At 71.3% G+C, this 16414-nt stretch carries 19 protein-coding genes; 10 read left to right on the plus strand and 9 right to left on the minus strand.

The features are described 5' to 3' along the window. Positions 1 to 18: 18 nt before the first annotated feature. Both KVF89_RS11545 and KVF89_RS11550 read right to left on the minus strand, forming a co-directional pair. Positions 19 to 312 carry a hypothetical protein gene (locus KVF89_RS11545; RefSeq protein ID WP_257425706.1) on the minus strand — a complete coding sequence of 98 codons (294 nt, stop codon included), beginning with the start codon at positions 310 to 312 and terminating at the stop codon, positions 19 to 21. A 2-nt stretch (positions 313 to 314) separates the two neighbouring features. Next, positions 315 to 584, minus strand: coding sequence for a BrnT family toxin (locus KVF89_RS11550; protein ID WP_257425707.1), 270 nt, complete (start codon positions 582 to 584; stop codon positions 315 to 317). A gap of 184 nt (positions 585 to 768) precedes the next feature. Between KVF89_RS11550 and KVF89_RS11555 the strand changes: the two genes are divergently transcribed. The 5 genes from KVF89_RS11555 to KVF89_RS11575 are packed head-to-tail and all read left to right on the plus strand — an operon-like array spanning position 769 to position 3904. Continuing rightward, on the plus strand, positions 769 to 1158 hold the full coding sequence (locus tag KVF89_RS11555) for an ArsR/SmtB family transcription factor (RefSeq protein ID WP_257425708.1): 390 nt from the start codon (positions 769 to 771) through the stop codon (positions 1156 to 1158). Further along, a complete protein-coding gene (locus KVF89_RS11560; RefSeq protein WP_257425709.1) occupies positions 1155 to 1667 on the plus strand; it encodes an SRPBCC family protein in 513 nt (170 codons plus the stop codon). Before KVF89_RS11555 ends, KVF89_RS11560 begins: the two co-directional genes overlap by 4 nt. Then, positions 1664 to 2236, plus strand: coding sequence for a TIGR03086 family metal-binding protein (locus tag KVF89_RS11565; protein WP_257425710.1), 573 nt, complete (start codon positions 1664 to 1666; stop codon positions 2234 to 2236). Before KVF89_RS11560 ends, KVF89_RS11565 begins: the two co-directional genes overlap by 4 nt. Before the next feature lie 41 nt (positions 2237 to 2277). Next, a complete protein-coding gene (locus KVF89_RS11570; RefSeq protein ID WP_257425711.1) occupies positions 2278 to 2625 on the plus strand; it encodes a TfoX/Sxy family protein in 348 nt (115 codons plus the stop codon). A gap of 10 nt (positions 2626 to 2635) precedes the next feature. After that, a complete protein-coding gene (locus tag KVF89_RS11575) occupies positions 2636 to 3904 on the plus strand; it encodes an MFS transporter (protein WP_257425712.1) in 1269 nt (422 codons plus the stop codon). A gap of 223 nt (positions 3905 to 4127) precedes the next feature. Here the strand turns inward: KVF89_RS11575 and KVF89_RS11580 are convergent, their stop codons facing one another. Further along, entirely contained in the window at positions 4128 to 4706 is a 579-nt protein-coding gene (locus KVF89_RS11580) for a DUF8467 domain-containing protein (protein WP_257425713.1), read from the minus strand. Beyond that, positions 4703 to 5368 carry a hypothetical protein gene (locus KVF89_RS11585; RefSeq protein ID WP_257425714.1) on the minus strand — a complete coding sequence of 222 codons (666 nt, stop codon included), beginning with the start codon at positions 5366 to 5368 and terminating at the stop codon, positions 4703 to 4705. The genes KVF89_RS11580 and KVF89_RS11585 overlap by 4 nt, the downstream gene beginning before the upstream one ends. Positions 5369 to 5518: 150 nt before the next feature. On the opposite strand from KVF89_RS11585, the gene KVF89_RS11590 reads away from it, so the two are divergent. Both KVF89_RS11590 and KVF89_RS11595 read left to right on the plus strand, forming a co-directional pair. Then, positions 5519 to 6370: a hypothetical protein gene (locus KVF89_RS11590; protein ID WP_257425715.1), complete on the plus strand. Its 852-nt coding sequence runs from the start codon at positions 5519 to 5521 to the stop codon at positions 6368 to 6370. A 40-nt stretch (positions 6371 to 6410) separates the two neighbouring features. Further along, positions 6411 to 6938 (plus strand): hypothetical protein, encoded by a 528-nt coding sequence (locus tag KVF89_RS11595; protein ID WP_257425716.1) that lies wholly within the window; start codon positions 6411 to 6413, stop codon positions 6936 to 6938. A 142-nt stretch (positions 6939 to 7080) separates the two neighbouring features. On the opposite strand, the gene KVF89_RS11600 is transcribed toward KVF89_RS11595, so the two are convergent. The 3 genes from KVF89_RS11600 to KVF89_RS11610 all read right to left on the minus strand — a co-directional run bounded on the left by KVF89_RS11600 (position 7081) and on the right by KVF89_RS11610 (position 9066). Further along, on the minus strand, positions 7081 to 7839 hold the full coding sequence (locus tag KVF89_RS11600) for a pentapeptide repeat-containing protein (protein ID WP_257425717.1): 759 nt from the start codon (positions 7837 to 7839) through the stop codon (positions 7081 to 7083). Continuing rightward, entirely contained in the window at positions 7836 to 8240 is a 405-nt protein-coding gene (locus KVF89_RS11605) for a hypothetical protein (protein ID WP_257425718.1), read from the minus strand. Before KVF89_RS11605 ends, KVF89_RS11600 begins: the two co-directional genes overlap by 4 nt. Positions 8241 to 8394: 154 nt before the next feature. Continuing rightward, positions 8395 to 9066, minus strand: coding sequence for a class F sortase (locus tag KVF89_RS11610; RefSeq protein WP_257425719.1), 672 nt, complete (start codon positions 9064 to 9066; stop codon positions 8395 to 8397). Positions 9067 to 9113: 47 nt separating this feature from the next. Here KVF89_RS11610 and KVF89_RS11615 point away from each other — a divergent pair, with 47 nt between their 5' ends. The 3 genes from KVF89_RS11615 to htpX are packed head-to-tail and all read left to right on the plus strand — an operon-like array spanning position 9114 to position 15401. Further along, positions 9114 to 13682, plus strand: coding sequence for an ATP-dependent helicase (locus tag KVF89_RS11615; RefSeq protein WP_257425720.1), 4569 nt, complete (start codon positions 9114 to 9116; stop codon positions 13680 to 13682). Beyond that, positions 13675 to 14472: an Fpg/Nei family DNA glycosylase gene (locus KVF89_RS11620; protein ID WP_257425721.1), complete on the plus strand. Its 798-nt coding sequence runs from the start codon at positions 13675 to 13677 to the stop codon at positions 14470 to 14472. Before KVF89_RS11615 ends, KVF89_RS11620 begins: the two co-directional genes overlap by 8 nt. A gap of 56 nt (positions 14473 to 14528) precedes the next feature. Then, positions 14529 to 15401 carry a zinc metalloprotease HtpX gene (gene htpX / locus KVF89_RS11625; RefSeq protein ID WP_257425722.1) on the plus strand — a complete coding sequence of 291 codons (873 nt, stop codon included), beginning with the start codon at positions 14529 to 14531 and terminating at the stop codon, positions 15399 to 15401. 106 nt (positions 15402 to 15507) lie between these two features. Here htpX and KVF89_RS11630 read toward each other — a convergent pair whose 3' ends face one another. Then, entirely contained in the window at positions 15508 to 15828 is a 321-nt protein-coding gene (locus KVF89_RS11630; RefSeq protein ID WP_443689999.1) for a helix-turn-helix domain-containing protein, read from the minus strand. A 48-nt stretch (positions 15829 to 15876) separates the two neighbouring features. Next, positions 15877 to 16404 carry a CinA family protein gene (locus KVF89_RS11635; RefSeq protein WP_257425724.1) on the minus strand — a complete coding sequence of 176 codons (528 nt, stop codon included), beginning with the start codon at positions 16402 to 16404 and terminating at the stop codon, positions 15877 to 15879. Positions 16405 to 16414 lie beyond the last annotated feature (10 nt).

Below are 16414 nucleotides of genomic sequence, written 5' to 3' on the forward strand. Positions count from 1 at the left end.
GTCAGCAGCGCGCCGGGCTCAGGACGCCCGGTGGGCGGCGGCGGAGATGAACCTCTCCAACTCGGCCACCGAGACGACCAGGCCTCCCGCCTCGTCCTCGACTCGCGCTTCGACCCATTCCCGCATCAGCGTGGTCGCCGGGACGCCCGCTGCCGCAGCGATGGCGCGTACCTGGTCGAGGGTCCGGCGAGACAGTCGGATCGACGTCGACACCAACGGCTCCTCGACGGTCTCCTCGAGCACGGCATCGGTGAACGCGGCGCTCTGATCGGTGCTGTCGTAGTAGTCCCGCAGCTTCTTCAGGTCGGTCATCGTCATCTCGCCTTCCGCTGGAACAGGCGGCGCTCGCCATGCGTCATGTCGCGCGCCGTCACGCAGTAGTCCGCTCCGTCGAGCGCCTCGGCGAGGACGACCAACAGGTACCGACCGGCGGCGGAGGTTCCGAGCACCAGACGCGTGCCCGCCCTGCCCGGCGCGACCAGACGAGGCCGCCCATAGGCAGCGTCCTCGACCTCACTCGGCTGGACGCCGTGGCGCGCGATGTGCGCCTCGGCCTCCTCGGTCCACCGGATCTCACAACTCATGATCGTACCACGTCGTGGTACAGACGAGTCGACATGCTTTCCCCTCCTTCGCCCCGGCATCGTGCTCCCTCCTTCCGACACATCGAGGCGCATCCGGACTCCCCGCCGACAGAAGAGAGGACCGCCCGCACTTTCTCAACCAGAGGGTTGACAACGGACATCCCGCAGGTGTTTGCTCAACCACATGGTTGAGCACGACGACAGGCTGTCGCGGGTCTTCGGCGCCCTCGCCGATCCCACCCGTCGCGACATGGTGGCCCGCCTGGCGGCGGGCGACGCGACGGTGGGCGAGCTCGCGGCGCCGTACGACGTCTCTCTCCAGGCGGTCTCCAAGCACCTCAAGGTGCTCGAGGAGGCCGGCCTGGTCCGGCGCAGCCGCGACGCCCAGCGGCGGCCGGTCCACCTGGACGCGGAGGTGTTCGACCTGATGACGAAGTGGATCGAGCGCTACCGGCAGCAGGCCGAGGAGCGCTACCGGCGCCTGGACCAGGTCCTCGCCCGGATGCAGGGCCAGGACGCCGACCGCACCGACGACCCCGAGCAGCACGACCGACACGAAGGAGCAGCAGGATGAACACGAGCACCAGCAGCACCGCACCCGAGGCCGTCATCGAGGCGGACCCCGACGTCCCCACCGTCCGGATCGTCCGCGAGTTCGACGCGCCGCGCGAGCTGGTCTACCGCGCCCATGTCGAGCCCGACCTGGTGAAGCAGTGGATGGGCCCCGACTCGATCGGGATGGAGATCGACGTGTGGGACCTGCGCACCGGCGGGGAGTACCGCTACACCGCGGTCCGCGACGGCACGGCGGTCGCCCACTTCTACGGCGCGGTCCACCGCGTCGAGGAGAACGAGAGGATCGTGCAGACCTTCGGCTTCGAGGAGATGCCCGACGCCGTCAGCCTGGAGACGATGGTGTTCCACGAGCTTCCCGGCGGCCGCACCCGCTTGGAGGGGCTCTCGGTCGTCTACGACTTCGAGTCCCGGGCCGGGATGCTCGCCAGCGGCATGGAGATCGGCATCAACGAGGGGTACGCCGCTCTCGACCGCCTGCTCGCCGGGCTGACGGGAGCCGAGGGGTGATCCCCGGCGGTCCGGCGGACGAGCACCGCAGCATCGCGGGCACCTTCGGCGACCGGGTCCGCGGGGTGGCCGCGGACAGCTGGGACGTGCCGACACCGGTCGCGGACTGGCGGGCGCGCGACGTCGTCCGCCACCTCGTGGAGTGGTTCCCCGCCTTCCTCGCCGACGGCTCCGACATCGACCTGCCGCCCGGCCCGGACGTCGGCACCGACCCGGTCGCCGCGTGGCAGCACCACGCCGCCGCGGTGCAGGCCGTCCTCGACGACCCCGCCAACGCCGAGCTGACCTTCGCCCACCCCCGGCTCCCCCCGATGCCCCTCCCCCGGGCGATCTCGGAGTTCTACACCGGCGACGTCTTCATGCACACGTGGGATCTCGCCCGTGCCACCGGCCAGGACGACACCCTGGACACCGAGCGGTGCGAGGCGATGGTCCAGGGCATGGAGCCGCTCGACGAGATGCTGCGGCAGAGCGGGCAGTACGGCGCGAGGGTGCCGGTCGCCGACGACGCGCCCTGGCAGGACCGGCTGATCGGCTTCATCGGCCGCGACCCCGCCTGGACGCCGTAATCCGCTCGATCGCTGTCGGCCCCGAGCCCTAGCCTCGACCTATGGCGTACGACGAAGAGCTGGCCGGGCGGCTCCGCGACCTCCTCGCGGAGGAGCCGGGTGCGGCCGGGCACGAGCTGACCGAGAGGAAGATGTTCGGCGGGCTGGGCTTCATGGTCGGCGGCAACATGGCCGTCGCCGCCAGCGGTCAGGGCGGCCTGATGGTGCGGGTCGACCCCGCCGAGGGTGCCGAGCTGGTGGCCACGACACCGGCATACCCGATGGAGATGCGCGGGCGGACGATGAGCGGCTGGCTGCGGGTCGACCTCGCGGACCTCGCCACCGACGAGGCGCTGCGTGCCTGGGTGCACCGCGGCGCGTCGTACGCCGCCGGTCTGCCCGCCAAGTGACGGCGACGGCGTGAGGTCGTTCTGGGCGGCCCTGCCCACCGAGGGTCGGTGGCTGCTGTCCACCGTCGCGGTCCAGACGCTGGGGCGTGGCCTGACCCTGCCGTTCACGCTGATCTACCTGCACGAGGTCCGCGGCTTCGAGCTCGGCCTGTCGGGGACCCTGATGGCGCTGATCGGGGTCGTCGGCTTCCTGGTCACCGGGCCGGGCGGCGCCCTGGTCGACAGGTACGGTGCCCGCGCGGTGCTGCTGGTCGGCACCGTCGCGATGATCGTCGGCAACCTGATCCTGGCCTTCGCGACCACGCCGGCGGTCGCCGCGGTCGCGCTGGTGCTGATCGGCTTCAACTTCGGGATCTCGTGGCCGGCGTTCAACTCGCTGATCGCGGCGGTCGTCACCGGAGAGCTGCGTCAGCAGTACTTCGGCGTCAACTTCGCCCTCGTCAACCTCGGCATCGGCGTCGGTGGCGTCGTCGGCGGGCTGTTCGCCGATGTCGACCGGCCGGACACGTTCACCGCGATCTTCGTCGGGGACGCGATCACCGGCCTGGTCCCGCTCGCGCTGCTGCTCGGGCCGCTGCGCCACGTCCACGGCCGGGCAATGGCCGTCGAGGACGGCACCACGCCGGCGAGCGTGAGCTACCTGGCGATCCTCAGGCAGCCCGCGGTGCGCTGGCTGACGCTGCTCACCTTCGTCGGCACGTTCATCGGCTACGGCCAGCACGAGGCCGGCTTCCCCGGGTTCGCCCGGCAGGCCGCCGAGGTCTCCACGCGCACGATCGGCCTGGCCTTCGCGGTCAACACGGCAGTCATCGTGGTGCTGCAGTTCTCGGTGCTGAACCGGATCAAGCGCCACCTCCGCACCCGCGTCATGATGGCGATGGCGGCGATCTGGGCCGTGGCCTGGGGTCTCCTGGGCCTGTCCGGTGTCGTGCCCGGCGGCGGGGTCGCGATCGCGGGCGTGCTCGCCTACATGGCCGTCTTCGCGCTCGGCGAGACGCTGCTCCAACCCACGGTGCCGGCGATGGCCAACGACCTCGCGACCGACCACACCCGGGGCCGCTACAACGCGATCACGGCCGCGGCCTTCCAGGGAGGCGCGGTGGCCGGCCCGGTGGTGGCCGGGTTCCTGCTCCAGCACGACCTCGCGCCGGCCTACATCGCCCTCATGGTGGCCGGCTGCGTGGCGATCGCCGTGATGGCGCTGCGGCTGGAGCGGCACGTGCCGGCAGCGGCCAACGGCCGCCCGATCGTGGCGTCCGCCACAACCGGGGACGGATGACGCCGCACGACTTCCGGGAGATCCGCCAGCGATCGTAAAGATCTCAGCCGCGAAGCACACGGTCCACGCATGATCTCGTTGAAGTCGGGCGGTGGGTCATCCGGCACCGGAACGTGAAGCTCCTGCATGTCGACAGGCGTCTCGACTGGCCCGACCTCCACAGGTCACAGACTTTGTCGCAGCTGCGCTTTCCAGAATCCTCGCGCCCCTGCGCGAACACTCATCAGCGATCGACGGTGAACCACGCCGTTGGGCCATTGGTGAGCAACGGGGCCTCTTTCGCACCGAAACCAGATGCTGCGTCCGGCCACGCGACGAAGTCCCTCTCTGCGCGACGCGCGGTGTTCTTCGTCAGCGGGTCGACGGCGAACACACCCGTCCCGCCGGCGCGTGCCAAGTTCATCAGTTCACGGACGTACTCGGCGGTGCGGGTGTCGCCTGTCGGCACGGATGCCCGCAGCTCCCCATTCCGCAAGCCGTCCTCCGCGAGGCGTGACCGCACGAGGCTCGCGAGGCCGGTGCCGACGATCGCGTAGACCCACCCTCGGCCGGACGGGTGACGCACCACATAATCACGATGGAACGTGCCCTCGGAAATGATGCTCGTGTCGACGAGGGTGACGTGAGGGCCTGTGCACTCGCTGAGTGACTCGCGAAACGTCGGGGTGGGTGTCTCGGTTTGTTGAGGTGCGCCGACGAACCTCACCGTGGGCAGCATGATCCGAACCTCGGTGCTGAACTGTTCTTCATCCGCGGGCGTCATGAAGACGCAGAGCCGGTGGAGCTTCGATCGTGTGTTCATGCGGCCAGTGGTGACGCGATCTTTGTCGCCCGGTAGGACTGCCCGTCTTTCATGGCACGCCACCGGCGCCAGTGCTTCGCCGAAAGACGGAACGGCAGGTGATTCTGAACGTGGGCGGCGGCGTCCTTCAGCCGGTCATCGGCGGGGAACGCGAGCCAGAGCGAGAGGGAGGAGGCGGTCGTGCCGAACGTGGCGCGTACCCCGGACGCGCCGAGGAGACGCCCGTAACCGTCCACGGCAAAACGACCGAATGCACCGGCGTCGAGCCCTTCGTACGGCGTGCGTACTACGGGGTCGACCAGAGCCACCTGCGCGTTCCAGACCAGTGAGGCGAGCGGATGCCCGTGGGCGGTTACTGCTCGCGAGTCGGCGCCGCTGAAAGCGTCGAGTGCAGCATCGACGTTCTCCGGGCGAACCCGCCATTGGGTGTGCGTGCGCTGTCGACTCTGCGGTCCCCCGAGGTGCCCTGCCGCGAACGCTTCGAAGCGGTCTGCGATGTCGGGCGGACCCCCGGCCCACAGCCGGAAGGACAACTCCGGTGCGCCGACGGTCAGGACCGCGGCATCGAGGAAAGCCTGGACTGTCTCGTAGGCCGTGCGGGGGTTCCTGGTGCGAAGCGAGTGCGCACCGCCCGCTGAGGCGGGCAACCCGTCGTAGGTCACGACCTCCTGATTCGATGTCACCCCTCCATTATCCCGGCTGCCGGACACACGCGGCGCGTGCGCGGCTGCGGCTGCGGCTGCGGCAGGAACGACGACAGGACGCACAGCTAATCTGGACGGTGGGGTGGACGACAGTCGGCGGAGTCAGGGATGAGTGAGGGCGTCATGAGTAAGCGGACGATGGTGTTGCACAGCGCGCACCAGCACCAGTTCGACGTGCCGGACAGGGATCTCGTGTTCTACGACCAGCCTTACGACACCGAGCAGCTGTCGCGCATCGCCGATGTACACCTGTGGTCTCCACTTGACGGGCCCATCGACCGTCTCCCTGAGATCATCACAGCGATGACGAGGTTGAAAGCCCTCAGCATCGGGCCGGGGAGGGTCCTCCCCACTGTCGTCACTCAACTGCGGCAGGGCGATCTGCCCGACAGTCTGGAAAAGCTCTCCGTGCACATCGGCGAGCGGACCCTGGTGTGGCCAGATGTGGTGGTGCCGAACCTGCAGACCCTCTACGTCGGCGAACCCTTCCGATTCAAGAATGAGCACTTCCCCAAACTCCGGGCGCTCTCCGTCTACCCGCAGAGGTCTCTGAACAATGTGCGGGAGGCGCTCGAACTGTCGCTAGAAGAACTGAACCTGTTGAATGTGCCCACCGACGACGAGATTTTCCGCCTCCTCGAACCGGTCGGGCTTCGCCGGCTCGGGCTGATCGGCGGACGCACATTGAAGGGCTTGACCGGCATCCGCGCTCTCCCCCAGTTGGAGTCGCTGCGGCTGAAGAACCTCACGGCCCTGGGCGACATCTCCGAACTGGCGACCCTGCACCGACTGGAAGTCCTGAACATCCAGTACTGCAAGAAGATCACCGGCATCGCGGCCATCAACGACCTCCCGGCCCTGCGCAGGCTCACCCTCGTGGGCTGCGGGACTGTCGGCCTGCACACGATCGAGCAGAAGATGTCGACACTGGACTGGGCCAACACGGGCGCGACCACGTGACCGTCCGCCTGTAGAGACTGCTCGGCAAAACCTCATGAGCATGACGAAGCTCTTCCGACTTGCGGCCGAGTGCTTGCAGGAAGCCGGTTGGACATATGAGCCGTCTCTGTCCGCAGCAGACGGTCTTCCCTCCGCGCTGCAGACGGCACCCGAGACGGCGATCCACTGGGTATCCTCGTTCTCACTACTGTCGAGCCCAGACGAGGCCGTCTGGTTCTTGTCTCGCGACGACTACTCCAAGGAAACGGAGAGCGCGTTCGCGTGGAACGAGCTTGAACAGCTGAGCGCCCAGGCCGCTGCAACGAATGACGAGGCAGTCGCGGTCTCCCGTTTTTGGAAGCGCCACCTACCCATTCTGCTCGCCGTTCGCAGCGGATATGAGTACCTGGCAGTGCGAGATGACGGAGCGGTCGTCCATGGAACTGGACCAGAGTTCGAGGAGGCCGTTGTCGTGTTCCCCCACCTCGAGGATCTACTGAGGCACATCAGCGCGCGGCCAGCCGGACGAGACCACTTCGTCGATAGGCTACTTTTCAATACCATCAGCAATCCCGAAGCTTGGTCGTGAGCTCGAGTTCGTGAGCATTCGGCGATCGGCAATGCCATTCCGGAATCTCTGTGCTCACGGCCCGCGGGAGTAGAACGATGCTCGTTCAGCTGCCTCGACCGCGCGATGACGCCCGGGACGTCGATCACAGCGTGCCGGACCGCTACCTCGCACCCTCCGGGTCCAAGGGCGGATCGTCCGCGCGCCCGGCAGCCGCGGCAGCCGCGTAGCGCTGCGCGTACGCTTCAAGCGCAGCTTCGGATTGCTCTTCACCGTCCCATTGGTCCGGTAGCGGCTCGCCCTCACGACTTGAGCGTGTGACGCGCGCGAGACCGAACGCGACGGACGTGTTCGAGAATGCGCACCGGGTGAAGCTCGTTCCCGCGGAGAACGTGGCGTCGACGAACGTGCAGTCCGTGAAGGTGGTATCCGAGAAGTCAGCTCCGCTGAGGTCGGCGCCGTCGAAGATGCACCGTTCGAATCGAGTATTCGGCAACGACCTCAACGTGCGCAGATTCGCTCCCGTGAAGTCACACGCCGTGACCTGCGTGCCGATCGCCAGCCCCTTCAACGATGCCGCACGGAAGCTGCATCGCACGAAGCTGCGGTCGAACCGGGGCTGCCCTGAAAGCGACACTGAATCGAACAGGCAGTCGGAGAGCTCGGACTCGAAGAACATCAGGCGGCCTCGCGCATGGCGGAAATCGGCGCGGGACAACGTGATGAACCGGAACTGCAGGCCTTCACGCCCCGATTTCACGCCGCGCAAGTCGAGCCGGCCCTCGTCCGTCCTCGGCCAGTCGGTGTCGAACTGATGCGGCCCCTTGACGATGCGCGCCTGCTGCAGAGCCTGCTCCTGCAGCGCAGCCAGCCGATCAGGTGTCCACCGGCGTGACAGCTCGGCAGCGCCAGGCCCTTTCACTGGCTCATCCTCTCGGCAGCAGGCGTATCAGGAGCTGGACGTGCGCCGGGCGCGGGCTCCTCGTCGACGAGGAGCGCGATCTTCCTTAGGTCCGCGTCCGCGTCGACGGTAGCGTCACGAGCGGCGATGCGACTGATGAGATCGGCGACTGCCATGTGAATCGTCTGCCGTAGGAAGGTGACCGGATCAGAGGCGGCGCTGGCATCGTCGTTGCCGATCCGAATCTCTCCCGTGACGGTGCGTCGCGACAGAAACACCCGCGGTGTCCGTAGCCCGGACGGGCTGGGCACCGGCGTGATCTCGCCACCGACCGTCAGGAAGAGGTCGAAATGATAGGAGAAGCGCACAGTGCGCACGCGCTGCTTGATCCGCGCGAGGTCCTCGATGAAGCCCGCCCGCACCGACGGTCGTGGCGCGATGGAGCACGGAGAGTCGGGCGGCCGTTGACTGCGACACCGGATCGAGCACGGCTCTCAGCGCATCACCGTACGCGGTAGTCTCCACCGAATCAGTCTATCGACAGCAACGGCAGGCGCGGCGTCGTACCGGAGCCGGTCAGGCAGCCGTCCCGGCGCTGGCGAACCACAGCGTGCGGTGCGTCCAGTCGCCCGGCCCCAGCCGCCTGCCGGAGCAGACCACGATGACCACCTCGGGCGGCCCGTCGACCGCGTCCCAGCCCGGGAAGCCGTCGCGGGCGAGCACCTCGCTCCGCTCGGTCACGGTGTAGCAGGCCACCTGCTTCCCGGCGCCCTTGCCGGCGGCCAGCACGATCCGGCCGCCGACCTCGAGGCCGGCGAGGAGCTTGTTGCCCATCGCGGAGCCGTCGGGCCAGGTATGGGTGTTGAGCAGCACGTGCCCCTGCGCCGATCCCGGCTCGATGCCGCCGCGGTCCCAGGCGAAGGACAGCTTGTCCGAGACCGGCGGAACCCCGGGCACACCGGCGCCGTCGCGCGGCAGCGCCAGGACCCGCGCCCCCTTCGCGACCCCGGCGACGCTGACCGAGGTCGGCACGAACCCTGCCGATGCCGGTCTCTCGCACGGGTCGGTCCGGGTCGGCGGCGGCTCGGGCGGCGGCGTGGGCGTCACGACAGGGGTGGGTACGGCGGCCGGCCGCTCCGGCTCCTCCCCGCCGCGCAGCAGCAGCCAGGCGAGCAGCACGGCGACGACGAGCCCGACCACGCCCGCCACCAGCACGCCGTCGCGCCGGTACCTCTGATCCACAGCCACCCGCCCATTGTGACGGCGGTGTCGGTGCGGTGCGGGAGGATGGCGCAATGGTGGACCCCCTGGCCTGGTTCAGCGAGGCGACCCGCACGTGGTTCCGTGCGGCGTTCGCCGAGCCCACCGCCGCCCAGGCCGGCGCCTGGGACGCGATCGCGCGCGGTCAGCACACCCTCGTCGTCGCGCCGACCGGCTCCGGCAAGACCCTCAGCGCCTTCCTGGCCGGACTCGACCGGCTGCTGACCACTCCGGCACCCGCGGACCGGCTGCAACGCACCCGGGTCCTCTACGTGTCACCGCTCAAGGCGCTGGCCGTCGACGTCGAGCGCAACCTGCGTGCGCCGCTCACCGGCATCCGGCAGACCGCCGAGCGGATCGACCCCGGCCACCCGCTGCCCGAGGTGAGCGTCGGCATCCGCTCCGGCGACACCCCGGCCAACGAGCGCCGCCGGCTCGCCACCCGGCCACCCGACGTGCTCATCACGACGCCCGAGTCGCTCTTCCTCATCCTCACCAGCCAGGCCCGCGAGACCCTGCGCGGCATCGAGACGGTGATCCTCGACGAGGTGCACGCCGTCGCCGGCACCAAGCGCGGAGCCCACCTGGCGCTGAGCCTCGAGCGCCTCGACGCACTGCTTCCCCGGCCCGCGCAGCGGGTGGGGCTGTCCGCGACCGTGCGCCCGACCGAGGAGGTCGCCCGCTTCCTCGGCGGTGCCGCGCCGGTGGAGATCGTCGCCCCGCCGACCCGCAAGGAGTGGGACCTGCGCGTGGAGGTGCCCGTCGAGGACATGACCGAGCTCGGCCAGCTCGTCGAGGATGACGACCCGACCGCTCCCCCCGCCCGCGCGAGCATCTGGCCCCACGTCGAGCGGCGCGTCGCGGAGCTCATCGGCGAGCACCGCTCGACCATCGTGTTCACCAACGGCCGGCGCACGGCCGAGCGACTGACCGCGCGCCTCAACGAGATCGCCGCCGAGGTGACGACCGAGGGGATCACGCCGCCCGCGCAGATCATGGCCCAGTCCGGTGCGGCCGTCGGCGCCGCACCGGTGCTGGCCCGGACCCACCACGGGTCGGTCTCCAAGGAGCAGCGCGCCCTGGTCGAGGACGACCTGAAGTCCGGCCGGCTGCCGGCCGTGGTCGCGACCAGCAGCCTGGAGCTCGGCATCGACATGGGCGCGGTCGACCTCGTCCTCCAGATCGCCTCGCCGCCCAGCGTCGCCAGCGCCTTGCAGCGCGTGGGCCGGGCGGGCCACCAGGTCGGCGAGACCTCGTCCGGTGTCTTCTTCCCCCAGCACCGTGGCGACCTCGCTCCCGCGGCGGTCGCCGTCGCCCGGATGCGCACGGGCGGCATCGAGGCGCTGCGGGTTCCGGCCAACCCGCTCGACGTGCTCGCCCAGCAGGTCGTCGCCGCGACGGCCGCCGACGAGTGGGACGTCGACGAGCTGTTCGCCCTCGTGCGCCGCAGCGCGCCCTACGCGCAGCTTCCCCGGTCGGCCTACGACGCCGTGCTCGACCTGCTCGCCGGGCGCTACCCCTCCGACGAGTTCGCCGAGCTCCGTCCCCGGATCACCTGGGACCGGGTCACGGGCCTGATCAGCGGGCGCCCCGGAGCGCAACGGCTGGCCGTCACCAGCGGTGGCACCATCCCCGACCGCGGGCTCTACGGCGTCTTCCTCGCCGGCGAGGGCACCAACCGCCGCGTCGGCGAGCTCGACGAGGAGATGGTCTACGAGAGCCGGGTCGGCGACGTGTTCGCGCTCGGCGCGACCAGCTGGCGGATCGAGGACATCACCCACGACCGCGTCATCGTCACTCCGGCGCCCGGGGTGCCGGGCCGGCTGCCGTTCTGGAAGGGCGACACCGCAGGACGGCCGACCGAGCTCGGTGAGGCGATCGGCGCGTTCACCCGCGAGCTCGCCGCCCTGCCCGCCGCCGACGCCGTGGCCCGGGCCCGCGAGGTCGGACTCGACGACAACGCCGCCGCCAACCTGGTCGCCTACCTCCGCGAGCAGGTCGAGGCCACCCGGGTGCTCCCCAGCGACACGACCGTGCTGGTGGAGCGGTTCCGTGACGAGCTCGGCGACTGGCGCCTGGCCGTCCACTCCCCCTACGGCACCGCGGTCCACGCGCCCTGGGCGCTGGCCATCAACGCGCGCCTGCGCGAGCGCTACGGCGTCGACGGGCAGGCGCTCGCCGCCGACGACGGGATCGTGATCCGGATCCCCGACACCGACGCGGAGCCGCCGGGTGCCGACCTGATCGCGTTCGAGCCCGACGAGATCGAGGAGATCGTCACCCGGGAGGTCGGCGGCTCCGCGCTCTTCGCCGCACGGTTCCGCGAGTGCGCCGCGCGGGCGCTGCTGCTCCCGCGCCGCGACCCCGGCCGACGCTCGCCGCTGTGGCAGCAGCGACAGCGGGCGGCGGCGCTGCTCGAGGTCGCCGCCCGCTACCCCGCGTTCCCGATCGTCCTCGAGACCGTCCGCGAGGTGCTCAACGACGTCTACGACCTGCCCGGCCTGACCGCGCTCCTGCGCCGGGTCGACCGGCGCGAGGTCACCGTCAGCGAGGTCGAGACGACCCAGCCGTCGCCGTACTCGCGGACGTTGATGTTCGGCTACGTCGCCCAGTTCGTCTACGAAGGCGACTCGCCGCTGGCCGAGCGGCGGGCCGCCGCGCTCACCCTCGACCAGGGACTGCTCGCCGAGCTGCTCGGCCGCGCCGAGCTGCGCGAGCTGCTCGACCCCGACGTGCTGGCCGAGGTCGAGGCCGAGCTCCAGCGCACCACGCCCGAGCGGCGGGCCCGCGATGCCGAGGGGCTGGCGGACCTGCTCCGGCTGCTCGGCCCGCTCAGCGCCGCCGAGGTCGCCGCGCGCGCCCGCGACGACGCCCCCGTCACCGACTGGCTCGCCGACCTGGTCGCGGCCCGGCGGGTGGTCGAGGTCCGGATGCCCCACGGCGACGCGTGGGCCGTCGTCGAGGACGTGGCCCGGCTCCGTGACGGACTCGGGGTGCCGGCGCCACCGGGCACCCCGGCCGCGTTCACCGAGCCGGTCGACGACCCGCTGGCCGACCTGGTCGGCCGCTACGCACGCACCCACGGACCGTTCACGGTCGATCAGGTGGCGACCCGGCTGGGTCTGGGTGTCGCCGTCGTCCGGCACACCCTGCAGCGCCTCGAGGCGCAGGGCCGGGTGCTGTCCGGCGAGTTCCTGCCCGTCCCCGTGCTCAGTTTCTCCGGGGCCGAGGAGTGGTGCGACGTCGAGGTGCTGCGCCGGCTCCGGCGCCGTTCGCTGGCCCGGCTGCGCCACGAGATCGAGCCGGTCGAGCCGACCACACTGGCCCGGTTCGCCACGGCGTGGCACCAGATCACCCTGCGCTCGACAGGGACGGGGACGAAGGGACCCCGCGGCGCCGACGGGCTGCTCCACACGATCGAGCAGCTCGCGGGCGCGCCGATGCCGGCGAGTGCGCTGGAGTCGCTGGTGCTGCCGGCGCGGGTCCGCGACTACGAGCCGGCCCTGCTCGACGAGCTGACCGCGACCGGCGAGGTGGTGTGGTCCGGGCACGGCGCGCTGCCCGGCAGTGACGGCTGGGTCTCGCTCCATCTCTCCGACCGCGCCCACCTCACCCTCCCCGAGCCGGGACCGGTCGAGGACCCGCTCCACCAGCGGGTGCTCGACGTGCTCGCGCCCGGTGGAGCCTGGTTCTTCCGGCAGGTCGCCGACCAGGTGGCCCGGGCCTGCATCGCGGCCGGCGAGGACGCCCCGCTCGACGAGTCCGTCAGCGCCGCGCTGTGGGCCCTGGTGTGGAGCGGGCACCTCACCAACGACACGCTCACCCCGTTGCGGGCGCTGACCCGTTCGGGCCGAGCCGCCCACCGCACCCGACGCGCTCCGGCCCGTCCCGGACGCGTGGCCCGCACGGGCCCACCGGAGACCGCCGGGCGCTGGGCCCTGCTGCCCGCGATCGACACCGACCCGACGCGACGGGCCCATGCCACTGCCGAGCAGCTGCTCGAGCGCCACGGTGTGGTCACCCGGGGCGCGGTCGTCAACGAGCGGGTGCCGGGAGGCTTCGCCGCCGTCTACAAGGTGCTCAGTGCCTTCGAGGACGCCGGGCGCTGCCGCCGCGGCTACTTCGTCGAGGGTCTCGGTGCCGCCCAGTTCGGCACCGCCGGGGCCGTCGACCGGCTGCGCTCCTTCTCGACGCCCGTCGACGCGGGGCTCGACGCCAAGCCGGTCGCCGTCGCGCTGGCCGCGACCGACCCGGCCAACCCCTACGGAGCCGCCCTCACCTGGCCGACCGCCGAGCGGGTGCAGGAGGGCGCCGGGCACCGGCCGGGACGCAAGGCCGGCGCGCTCGTCGTACTCGTCGACGGCGCGCTGGTGCTCTACGTCGAGCGCGGCGGTCGCACCCTGCTCACCTGGACCGAGGACCCCGACCTGCTCACGCCCGCGGCCGAGGCCCTGTCGGCGGCGGTGCGCCGCGGCACCTTGGGTCAGCTGACCGTCGAGAAGGCCGACGGCACCGCGCTGCTCGGCAGCGGCGGCCCGCTGCGTGACGCACTCGCCGCCGCCGGGTTCGTGGCCACCCCGCGGGGACTGCGGATCCGTGCCTGAGGGGGATGCGGTCCGCCGTACCGCCGACCGGCTGGACCGGGCGCTCGCGGGCCAGGTCCTCACCGGCTCCGACCTGCGGGTCCCCCAGCTCGCCACGACGGATCTGACCGGTGCCACGGTGGTGCGGACGGCCACCCACGGCAAGCACCTGCTCACCCGGCTGGTGGCCGCCGACGGCACCCCGCTCACTCTGCACACCCACCTCAAGATGGAGGGCAGCTGGCGGGTGATCGTGCCCGGCGCCCGCTGGCCGGGACCGGCACCGGACGCCCGGGTCGTGCTCCGCAGCGCCCGCGCCGAGGCGATCGGCTTCCTGCTCGGCCTGGTCGAGCTGCTACCCACCGCCGAGGAGCCGTCCGTCGTCGGCCACCTCGGCCCCGACCTGCTCGGCCCGTGGACGGCCGACGACGAGGCGATCGCGCTCGGCCGGCTGACCGCCGCGCCGGACCGGGTCCTCGGCACCGCCCTGCTCGACCAGACCGTGGTGGCGGGGATCGGGACCATCTGGCTCTCCGAGGTCTGCTTCGTCCAGGGCGTCCACCCGCAGTCTCCGGTCGCCGCGGTCACCGACCCGCTGCGGCTGCTGCGCCGCGCCCGCCCGATGCTGCGAGCGGCCCTCGAGCACGGGCGACCGCTGACCACCGGCGACCGGCGCAACCCGGTCTGGGTCTACCGGCGACAGCGGCAGCCCTGCCTGCGTTGCCGGACCACGATCGAGACCGGGCCGGTCGGTGCCCCCGGGCGACAGCGGACGACGTACTGGTGTCCCCGCTGCCAGCCGGCCGCGTGACCTGGGTCTCCCGGCTCCGCCGGAACGCAGCGCACCGCCTCATTCGTTGACGGTGCATGCACCGCCATTTCAACGGCCTCAAGACCGCCGGCCTGTTCGGCGCCATCTTCGCGCTGCTGCTCGCCGTCGGCGGCCTGATCGCGGCCGCCACGGGCAGCTCCGCGTTCATCTGGATCTTCGCGCTGATCGGTGTCGGCACGACGGCGTACGGCTACTGGAACTCCGACAAGCTCGCCATCCGCGCGATGCGCGCCTACCCGGTCTCGGAGTCGCAGCAGCCGGCGATGTACCGGATCGTGCGTGAGCTGTCGGAGCGTGCCGGTCAGCCGATGCCGGCGCTGTACGTCTCCCCCACCCAGGCGCCCAACGCCTTCGCGACCGGCCGCAACCCGCAGCACGCCGCCGTGTGCTGCACCGAGGGCATCCTCGGCCTCCTCGACGAGCGCGAGCTGCGGGGCGTCCTGGGCCACGAGCTGATGCACGTCTACAACCGCGACATCCTCACCGGCTCGGTGGCCGCTGCCGTGGCGGGCGTGATCAGCTCGGTCGCGCAGTTCATGGCATTCTCGTCGATCTTCGGCGGTGGCAACAACGACGAGCGCCCGAACCCGCTGGTCATGATCGGGACCGCCCTGCTCGCGCCGTTCGCGGCGGCCGTCATCCAGATGGCCATCAGCCGCACCCGCGAGTACGACGCGGACGAGGACGGTGCTCGCCTGACCGACGACCCGCTCGCCCTGGCCTCGGCGCTGCGCAAGCTGGAGACCGGTACGGCGCGCGCTCCCCTGGCACCCACCCCACAGCTGCAGAACGCCAGCCACATGATGATCGCGAACCCGTTCCGGGCCGGCGACGTGCGGAAGATGTTCTCCACCCACCCGCCGATGGCGGAGCGGGTCGCCCGGCTGGAGGCGATGGCGCGCCGCTGACCTCCGCGACTGGACGTACAAAACTCGCGCTGGACCGATGCAACTTCGTCGGTCCAGCGCGAGTTTCGCCGGTCGACCGGCGAAACTGTCTCCAGCCGGCCCAGCCTCAGGCGGCGGAGGCGACGACCTCGCCGGCGCGGCGGGGCGTGATCATCGGCGTGGGCGCGGCAGCCAGGACGGCCGCGGCCTCCTCGAGCGCCACGGCGTCGGCGACCTCGCGGAGCACATCCGACAGCGGCATCTCGAGCGCGTCGCACAGCGAGGCGAGCAGCTCGGAGGACGCTTCCTTCTGGCCACGCTCGATCTCGGAGATGTAACCCAGGCTCACCCGGGCGGCACCGGAGACCTCACGGAGGGTCAGCCCGAGCTCGGCACGGCGACTCCGCAGGATGTCGCCGAGCGATCGTCGAAAGAGCACCATCGCGATCTCCTCTCCGTCATGGGCTGGATGGGTGGTCCGGTCCTGGGCACAACGCTACCCGAGCCCGGAATCTTCCGGCGGCTGACCAGCCCTTGAGCGCGCCGCGGCGGCCTCGGCGGCCAACGCCTCGGCCAGCGCCTCGATCGCGGCGTCGACCGTCGCGTCCTGGATCGCCGAGCGGTCACCGGACAGGTCCAGCGCGACCGACCGGGTGCCGCCGGGACCGGCCAGGCCCACGAACACGGTGCCGACCGGCTGGCCCTCCTGGCGCTCGGGGCCGGCCACCCCGGTCGTGCTCAGGGCGTACGCCGTGCCGAGCAGCCGGCGCGCCCCATCGGCCATCGCGCAGGCGCACTCCGCGGACACCACGCCGTGCTCGTCGACCACCGTCTGCGGTACGCCGAGCACCTCGACCTTGACGTGGGTCTGGTAACTGACCACGCCGCCGGCGTAGACGACCGAGGACCCGGGGACCCCCGTCAATCGCGACGCCAGCCGTCCCCCGGTCAGCGACTCGGCGGTGGCCACGCTCGCGCCGTCGTCGCGCAGGGCACGGACAAGGGCCTCGGCCGGTGACTCCATGACCGCCATC

This window comes from Nocardioides carbamazepini (assembly GCF_024614185.1).
GTDB classification, from domain to species: domain Bacteria; phylum Actinomycetota; class Actinomycetes; order Propionibacteriales; family Nocardioidaceae; genus Nocardioides; species Nocardioides carbamazepini.

Excerpts from the sequence above, each read along its gene's own strand:
- KVF89_RS11545 (WP_257425706.1), bottom strand. The coding sequence starts at position 312 with ATGACCGACCTGAAGAAGCTGCGGGACTACTACGACAGCACCGATCAG.
- KVF89_RS11635 (WP_257425724.1), bottom strand. The coding sequence starts at position 16,404 with ATGGAGTCACCGGCCGAGGCCCTTGTCCGTGCCCTGCGCGACGACGGC.
- KVF89_RS11590 (WP_257425715.1), top strand. The coding sequence starts at position 5,519 with ATGAGTGAGGGCGTCATGAGTAAGCGGACGATGGTGTTGCACAGCGCG.
- KVF89_RS11595 (WP_257425716.1), top strand. The coding sequence starts at position 6,411 with ATGACGAAGCTCTTCCGACTTGCGGCCGAGTGCTTGCAGGAAGCCGGT.
- KVF89_RS11570 (WP_257425711.1), top strand. The coding sequence starts at position 2,278 with ATGGCGTACGACGAAGAGCTGGCCGGGCGGCTCCGCGACCTCCTCGCG.
- KVF89_RS11580 (WP_257425713.1), bottom strand. The coding sequence starts at position 4,706 with ATGAACACACGATCGAAGCTCCACCGGCTCTGCGTCTTCATGACGCCC.
- htpX (WP_257425722.1), top strand. The coding sequence starts at position 14,529 with ATGCACCGCCATTTCAACGGCCTCAAGACCGCCGGCCTGTTCGGCGCC.
- KVF89_RS11555 (WP_257425708.1), top strand. The coding sequence starts at position 769 with ATGGTTGAGCACGACGACAGGCTGTCGCGGGTCTTCGGCGCCCTCGCC.
- KVF89_RS11560 (WP_257425709.1), top strand. The coding sequence starts at position 1,155 with ATGAACACGAGCACCAGCAGCACCGCACCCGAGGCCGTCATCGAGGCG.
- KVF89_RS11550 (WP_257425707.1), bottom strand. The coding sequence starts at position 584 with ATGAGTTGTGAGATCCGGTGGACCGAGGAGGCCGAGGCGCACATCGCG.
- KVF89_RS11615 (WP_257425720.1), top strand. The coding sequence starts at position 9,114 with ATGGTGGACCCCCTGGCCTGGTTCAGCGAGGCGACCCGCACGTGGTTC.